The organism is Streptomyces sp. NPDC046261, assembly GCF_040646235.1.
GTDB lineage: Bacteria > Actinomycetota > Actinomycetes > Streptomycetales > Streptomycetaceae > Streptomyces.
Window position 1 is genome coordinate 1 of record NZ_JBEYZU010000041.1, and the last position, 8575, is coordinate 8575.

Here is an 8575-nt window from a genome sequence, read left to right on the forward strand (position 1 = left end):
CCCGTGACCTGCCGGAACCGCTCCTCGAAGTCAGTCGAACGCGACGACGCAATGTGATCATCCGGAACACCCAACTCACGCAGAGTCTCCCACTTTGCTTCACTCGCCGTCGCGAACACCTCGGCACCCACATGCCGCGCGAACTGAATCGCCGCCATACCGACACCACCGGCACCGGCATGAATCAGAACCGACTCACCCGCCCGCAGACCAGCCAAATCCCTCAACGCATACAAAGCCGTCAGGAACACCAGCGGCACCGACGCCGCCTCCACCCCCGACCAACCCTCCGGCACACCCACCACATACCGCTCATCCACCACAGCCACCGGACCGAACCCACCCGGCACCATGCCCATCACCCGATCACCGACGGCGAGTCCGGTGACGCCCGGCCCGACCTCGGCCACCACACCGGCGGCCTCGGCACCGAGCAGGCCGGCCTCACCCGGGTACATGCCCAGGGCGTTGAGGACATCGCGGAAGTTCAGCCCGGCGGCCTGGACCTCCAGGCGGGCCTGCCCCGGAGCGAGCGGTTCCAGCACCTCGGTGCAAGGAGCGAGCGCCAGGCCGTCCAGGCTGCCCTTGGCACCGGCATCCAGCCGCCACGGCTCACCGGCCGGAGGCAGCAGGCTGCCCCCGGAAGCCGTACGCGCCAGCCGAGCCACCCGCAGCTCACCGTCACGCACGACGAACTGCTCGTCACCCGTAGCCAGCAGTCCGGACAGTCCCGGCAGCACGGCGGGCACAGCGCCGACGTCACCGTCAACATCGCCATCGATGTCGAGCAGTGCGAAGCGGCCCGGGTTTTCCGACTGCGCCGAACGCACCAGACCCCACACCGCACCCGCCGCAAGATCGTCGACGCATTCGCCGTCCACGGCCGCGACACCGTTGCGCGTCACGAACACCATGCGCGAGGCGGCGAACCGCTCCTCCGCCAGCCACTCCTGAACCAGACCCAGCACCCGGCCCGTCAGCTCATGCACCGCGACAGCGGCATCAGCATCGGCATCACTACCCGAGACGGGAACGAGCACCAGGTCCTCGTCGCCCGTGGCCTCCGCCAGAGAAGCGATCGTGGCGTCCGCCGCGAAGTCTCCGGCGCCCAGCGACACCCATCGGACGCCCTCGCTCTGCTGCGGTTCGGGGGCAGGCACCCACTCCAGCCGGAGCAGCGAGTCCTGCTCGGCCCTGCGCCGGGTGGGCGCCACCACGGCCTGCCGGGCCCGCATCACCAGTGTCTCGACGGTCAGTACCGGCGCGCCCTCGACGTCCGCGACCGCGATGGACACCGAGTCCTCGCCGAGCTTGACCATGCGGGCCCGGACGACCGAGGCACCGCCGGCGTGCAGCGACACACCGCTCCAGCCGAACGGCATGAGGGCGTGCTCCGCGTCGCCCACCCCGGCGACGCCGTGGGCGTGCAGCACGGCGTCCAGCAGCGCCGGATGCATGCCGAAGCCTCCGGCGTCCGCCGCCGTGTCGCCGGTCAGGGCTGCCTCGATGAAGACCTCGTCGTCGCGGATCCAGACCGAGCGCAGCCCCTGGAACACGGGGCCGTACTGGGTCCGCTCGTAGAACCCTTCGAGGTCGACGACCACCGCGTTCTGCGGCGGCCAGACGGCGGCGTCGAACTCCGCCACCCGCTCGCCGGTGCTCAGCAGGCCCGTGGCGTGTTCGGTCCACGCCTCGTCCGAGGTGTCCTCCGGGCGGGCGTACAGGCTCACGGTGCGGGCGCCGGCCTCGTCGGGGGCGCCGACGAGGACCTGCACCAGTGCGGCGCTCTCCTCGGTCAGTACCAGCGGGGCGACGAGGGTGAACTCCTCGACCCGGTCGCAGCCGACCTGGTCACCGGCGCGCATCGCCAGTTCCAGGAATCCGGTGCCGGGGAAGAGGACCTTGCCGTCCACGACGTGATCGGCCAGCCAGGGGTGCGTGTGCGGGGACAGCCTGCCCGTGAACAGCACCTCGTCGGAGTCGGCGAGGGCCAGGGTCGCGCCCAGCAGCGGGTGTTCGGCCGGCGACAGGCCGGCGCCCGTCACATCGCCCGTGAGGGCGGCCGGCCGGGGCCAGTAGCGCTCGTGCTGGAAGGCGTACGTCGGCAGGTCCACCCGGCGGGCACCGGTGCCGGTGAACAGCTGGGACCAGTCCGCTTCGACGCCCGCGACGTGCAGTCGCGCGAGCGAGGTGAGCAGGGCGGTCTCCTCGGGCCGGTTCTTGCGCAGCGCGGGGACGACCACCGCGTTGTCGGCGGCTTCGCCCAGGCTGTGCTGGGTCATGGCCGCCAGCACCCCGTCCGGGCCGAGCTCCAGGAACGTGGTGGTGCCGGCTTCGGCGAGCGCCCGCACGCCGTCCGTGAAGCGGACGGTCTCGCGGACGTGGCGCACCCAGTACTCGGGGCTGCACAGCAGCTCTTCCGTGGCCAGTTCACCGGTCACGTTCGACACGACCGGGATCTGCGGTGCCGCGAAGGAGAGCCCTGATACGACCTGCCGGAACTCCTCCAGCATGGGGTCCATCAGCGGTGAATGGAACGCATGGCTCACCGACAGCCGCAGCGTCTTGCGTCCCTCGACCGCGAGCCGCTCGGCGACGCCCAGCACGGCGGCCTCGTCGCCGGCGATGACGAGCGAGTCCGGCCCGTTGACCGCCGCGATCGCCACGCCGTCGACCAGGCGTCCGGTCACCTCGTCCTCGGTGGCCTGGACGGCGACCATGGCTCCGCCCGTGGGCAGTGCCTGCATCAGTCGTGCCCTGGCCGCGACGAGTGTGCACGCGTCCTCCAGAGAGAGGACGCCGGCGACGTGGGCCGCCGCGATCTCGCCGATGGAGTGGCCGGCCACGAAGTCCGGGCGCAGTCCCCAGGACTCCACCAGGCGGTAGAGGGCCACCTCGATGGCGAACATCGCGGGCTGGGTGAAGCCCGTGCGGTCCAGCAGGTCCGCCTCGGGCGTGCCGGCCTCGGCGAAGAGCACCTCGCGCAGCGGACGCTCCAGTGCGGCGTCCAGGCCGGCGGTCACCGCGTCCAGGGCCTCGGCGAAGACCGGGAACCGGGCGTAGAGGTCACGGCCCATCCCGGGGCGCTGTGAACCCTGGCCGGAGAACAGGAAGGCCGACTTGCCGGCCGGCGCGTCCGGGGCGACGCCCCGCGCCGCCTCGGTGATCCCGGTGTCGCCGGCCAGCAGCACGGCGCGGTGCGTGAAGGTGGACCTGCCGGTGACCAGCGAGAAGCCCACGTCGAGCGGTGAGCGGTCGGTGAGTGCCGTGATGCGCTCCAACTGGGCGGCCAGCGCGTCCTCGGACTTCGCCGACACCAGCCACGGCACGACCGTGGGCGCGCCGGCGGTGACCGGCGCGGCCTGTGAGGCGTCGGAGCCGGCCGCGGCCGGGGCAGCGGGGGCGGGCGCCTCGGAGGTGCCGGCGGCTGTCGTCGTGTCCGCGGCTCCGGCCGGCTCGCCGGCCGCGCGGTCGGTCGCCGCTTCGGTCGCCGCTTCGATTGCCGGGGCCTGCTCAATGATGGCGTGCGCGTTGGTGCCGCTGATGCCGAAGGACGACACGCCCGCGCGCCAGGGCCGGTCGGCCTCGGGCCACGGGGTACGTCCGGTCAGCAGTTCCACCGCGCCCGCCGACCAGTCGACGTGTGTGGAAGGCCGGTCAACGTGCAGTGTCTGGGGCAGCACGCCGTGCTGCATCGACAGGACCATCTTGATGATGCCGGCGACGCCGGCCGCCGCCTGGGTGTGGCCGATGTTGGACTTGATCGATCCGAGGAGCAGCGGCCGCTCGGGGTCGCGGTCCTGCCCGTAGGTGGCCAGGAGTGCCTGTGCCTCGATCGGGTCGCCGAGGGTCGTACCGGTGCCGTGCGCCTCGACGACGTCGACGTCGGCGGTCGACAGGCCAGCGCTGGCGAGCGCCTGGCGGATCACCCGCTGCTGGGAGGGGCCGTTGGGGGCGGTGAGCCCGTTGGACGCGCCGTCCTGGTTGATCGCCGAGCCGCGGACCACGGCGAGGATCTTGTGCCCGTTGCGGCGGGCGTCGGACAGCCGCTCCAGTACGAGCACGCCGACGCCTTCCGACCAGCCCGTGCCGTCGGCCGCGTCGGCGAACGCCTTGCACCGGCCGTCCGATGCGAGCCCACCCTGCCGGCTGAAACCGGCGAATCCCATCGGCGTGGACAGGACCGTCACACCGCCGGCCAGCGCCAGCGAGCACTCGCCGTTGCGCAGGGCGTGGGAAGCGATGTGCAGGGCCACCAGGGATGACGAACATGCCGTGTCGACCGTCACGGCGGGGCCTTCGAGCCCGAAGGTGTACGAGACACGTCCGGAGATCACGCTGCTCGCCAGGCCGGTGCCGGCATGGCCTTCCGTGTCCTCACGGGAATTCATCACGACGCCCGCGTAGTCGACGCCGTTCGTGCCGACGAATACGCCCGTCCGGCTGCCGCGCAGGCCCGCGGGGTCGATACCGGCCCGCTCGAACGCCTCCCACGACGTTTCCAGCAGCAGACGCTGCTGCGGGTCCATCGCCACGGCCTCACGCGGCGAAATCCCGAAGAAGCCCGCGTCGAATGCGCCGGCGTCGACGAATCCGCCCTCGGCGGTCGCACTGCTGCCATTGCCGTCACCACGGAGAACATCGAGGTTCCAGCCACGGTCGGTGGGGAATTCCGAGATTCCGTCCCGGCCCTCGTCCAGCAGCTTCCAGAGCTCTTCCGGTGACTGCACCCCGCCCGGCAGCCGGCAGGCCATCCCGACGATCGCGATCGGCTCCTGCTTGCCGGACTCGACTTCCAGCAGCCGTTGGCGGGTCTGGTGCAGGTCGGCCGTGACCCACTTGAGGTAGTCAACGAGCTTGCTGTCGTTCGACATGACGAGGAACCTTCCCTGTGAATAATGAGGCCGGATCAGCGATCGCTCAGACGGCCGAGCTCGTTGTCGATGAAGTCGAAAATTTCATCGGTGCTGGCGGATTCGATCCGCTCGGTGACATGGGCACCGGTGGTTTCCGCGTCGCCCTCTCGCCACTTCTCCAATATGTGGAGCAGCCGGTTGGCGACCGCCGCCCTGGTGAGGGCGTCCGGCTCGCTCGCGGCAAGCGTGGAGTCCAGGCGGTCGAGTTCCGCCAGGAGTGAGGGGCCTTCCCCGGCGCTTTCCTCGCCCACGAGCTGCGAGACGAGGTGTTCGGCCAGGGTGGCGGGGGTCGGGTAGTCGAAGGCCAAGGTGGCGGAGAGGCGCAGACCTGTCGCCGCGGCGAGCCGGTTGCGCAACTCCACGGCGGTCAGCGAATCGAAGCCCAGGTCGTGGAATTCCCGTTTCGCTTCGACCGCCTTGGACGAGGCGTGGCCGAGGACGGCGGCGGCTTCGGTCCGTACGAGATCAACCACAAAACCAAGTCGTTCTTCTCCCGGCATTTCCCTGAGCCGCCGGGTGAGCAGGACCGCGGTGGCCGCTCCGCCGGCGGTGGCAGCGGCCGACCGGCGGGCGCTCTTCACCAGGCCCCGGAGCAGCGCGGGAACGTCGCCCCGGACCCGCCTGGCCCCGGAGGTGGGGCCGATGGGGACGAGGTGGCTCGCGTCGCAGGCGGTGGCGGCGTCGAACAGCGCCAGGCCCTGTTCCACGGACAGCGGGGGTACGCCGGAGGCCGCGATGCGCTGCATGTCCGCCTCGGACAGCGTGCCCGTCATGCCGCTTCCCTGCGCCCACGCGCCCCACGCCAGGGACTGCGCGGGCAGGCCCCGGGCGGCGCGGTGCTGGGCGAGGGCATCGAGGAAGACGTTGGCCGCAGCGTAGTTGCCCTGGCCCGCGCTGCCCATCACGCCCGAGATGGAGGAGTACGTGATGAAGGCGGCCAGCGGCAGATGACCAGTGGCCCGGTGCAGATTCCATGCCGCGTCCACCTTCGGCCGCAGGACGGCCGCCAGGCGCTGCGGGGTCAGGGAGGTCACGACGCCGTCGTCGAGGACACCGGCGGTGTGAATGACCGCGGTCAGCGGGTGCTCCGCCGGTACGGCCGCCACCAGCTCGGCGACCGCGGCCGCGTCGGCCGTGTCGCACGCGGTGATGGTCACGTCGGCGCCGTGGGCGGTCAGTTCGGCCCGCAACTCCGCGGCGCCGGGGGCGTTCTCGCCGCGTCGGCTCGCCAGCAGCAGGTGCCGCTGACCGCGCCGGGTGACGAGGTGTCGTGCCAGCTCTCCGCCGAGCCCACCCGTGCCACCGGTGATCAGTACGGTGCCGTCCACGTCCCATGCGGGGGACGACGCCTCTTCGGTAGCGACGCGAGCCAGCCGGCCCACGTGCAGGGTGCCATCCCGTACGACGAACTGGGCATCGCCCGTGGCCAGGAGAGCCGGCAGAGCAGACAGCGCCTGGGTGACGTCCTCCTCGCCCTCGACGTCGAGCAGGACGAACCGCCCGGGGTTCTCCGACTGCGCGGAGCGCACCAGGCCCCAGACCGCGGCCGCGGCCAGGTCCTCGACGTCGTCGTCGGGGTGAGCGGAGACGGCGTTGCGGGTCACGAACACCAGCTGCGACGCGGCGTACCGACCCTCGGCAAGCCACTGCTGCAGCAGGCCCAGCACCCGGGCCGTGAGCTCGTGCACCACCGCTGGTACGTCGTCCGCCGGTACGCCATCCGCCGGTACGCCATCGCCGTCGACGCCCTTGCCCGTAGGGGCCACGGACGCCAGCACCAGCTCCGGAACCGGCCCGTCCAGGGCCGCCAGGCTGTCGGTGCCGACCGTGACGGTTCCGTAGCGGACACTGTCGGAAGAGGTGCCTTCCGGTGCCGGCACCCACTCCAGGCGGAGGAGCGAGCCCTCTTCGGCGCCGCGAGCAGTGGGCATTTCGGCGTCCGGGAGGACCTTCAGGACCAGCGATTCCACCGACAGCACCGGAGCACCGGCGCCGTCGATCGCCGCGATCGACACCGAGTTCTCCCCGGTCCTCGCGATGCGTGCCCGTACGGCCGAAGCGCCACCGGCGTGCAGCGAGACACCGTTCCACGACTGTGCGCTGAGCCGCTGCTCCTCATCGTCCAAGCCCGCGAACCCGACGGCCTGCGCCATCGCTTCCAGGAGCGCCGGATGAAGCCCGTAGTACTCGGCGTCGTCCGCCTGATCCGGCAGCGCCATGTCGACAAATGCCTCGTCGCCCAGCGTCCAGACCGCACGCAGCGCCTGAAAGACCGGTCCGACGTCCGTCGCGTCGTCGTAGAAGCCCTCGAGGTCGACGGCGACAGCACCTTCCGGCGGCCAGACCGACGCATCGAACTCCACGGTCCGCTCCCCCGTGACCAGCACACCTCTGGCATGCCCGGTCCACGGCTGATCGTCGGCGGCGCTCTCCGGCCGCGAGGAGAAGATCACCTCGCGTGCCCCGGACTCGTCCGGGCCGCCCACCCGGACCTGGAAGACCACGGCGTCGCTGTCCAGGAGGACGAGCGGCTCGGTGAGGTCGAGCTCTTGGACCCGGTCGCAACCGACCTGGTCACCGGCACGGACGGCCAGCTCCAGGAACCCGGAGGGCGGGAAGACGACGGCCCCGCCGACCGTGTGCCCGGTGAGCCATGCGTGAGTCTGCAGCGAAAGGCGCCCCGTGAACAGCACACCTTCGGAGTCCGCCAGTGCGATCGCCGCGCCAAGGAGCGGGTGCTCTGCGGGCCGCAGGCCGGCGGAGACCACATCACCTGTGTAGGCAGCGGGCCTCGGCCAGTACCGCTGGTGCTGGAAGGCGTACGTGGGCAGGTCGACCCGGCGGGCGCCGGTGCCGGTGAAGAGGGCGGTCCAGTCGAGGTCGACGCCTGCTACGTGCAGCCGGGCGAGAGCGGTGAGCAGGGCGGTCTCTTCGGGGCGGTCCTTGCGCAGGGCGGGGACAACGACGAGGTCGTCGTTGTCGCCGTCCAGGCTCTGCTGAGCCATCGCGGCGAGAACACCGTCAGGGCCCAGCTCGAGGAAGACGGTGGCTCCGGCCTTGGCGAGCGCCGTGATGCCGTCCGCAAAGCGGACGGCCTCGCGGACGTGCCGCACCCAGTACTCCGGCATGCAGACCAGGTCTGCGGTCGCCTGCTCCCCGGTCACGTTCGAGATGAGGGGAATCTTCGGTGCGGAGTAGGAAAGAGCGGATGCGACCTGCCGGAACTCCTCCAGCATCGGATCCATCAACGGCGAGTGGAACGCGTGACTGACCGACAGACGCTGGGTCTTGCAGCCCTCGGACGCGAACTTCTCCGCGATGCCGAGTACGCCGGCTTCATCACCGGCGATGACGACCGCGTTCGGGCCGTTGACGGCGGCGATCGACACACCCTCGACCAGACGGCCGGCCACCTCGGCCTCAGCAGCCTGAATCGCAACCATCGCACCACCGGACGGCAACGCCTGCATCAACCTCGCCCGCGCCGCCACCAGCACACACGCATCGTCCAGAGACAGCACCCCGGCAACATGCGCAGCAGCAATCTCACCGATCGAATGCCCCGCCACGAAGTCCGGGCGCACACCCCACGACTCCACCAACCGGAACAACGCCACCTCAACCGCGAACAACGCAGGCTGCGTAAAACCAGTCTCGCT

The 8575-nt window shown here is 71.1% G+C and carries 2 protein-coding genes; both read right to left on the reverse strand.

The window, feature by feature from the left end:
- Positions 1-4874: beta-ketoacyl synthase N-terminal-like domain-containing protein (locus ABZ956_RS30330; RefSeq protein WP_361900675.1), on the reverse strand; the 4874-nt coding region annotated here is incomplete at its 3' end.
- Positions 4875-4909: 35 nt separating this feature from the next.
- Positions 4910-8575 (reverse strand): SDR family NAD(P)-dependent oxidoreductase (locus ABZ956_RS30335; RefSeq protein ID WP_361900678.1); only part of this gene is annotated, 3666 nt, incomplete at its 5' end.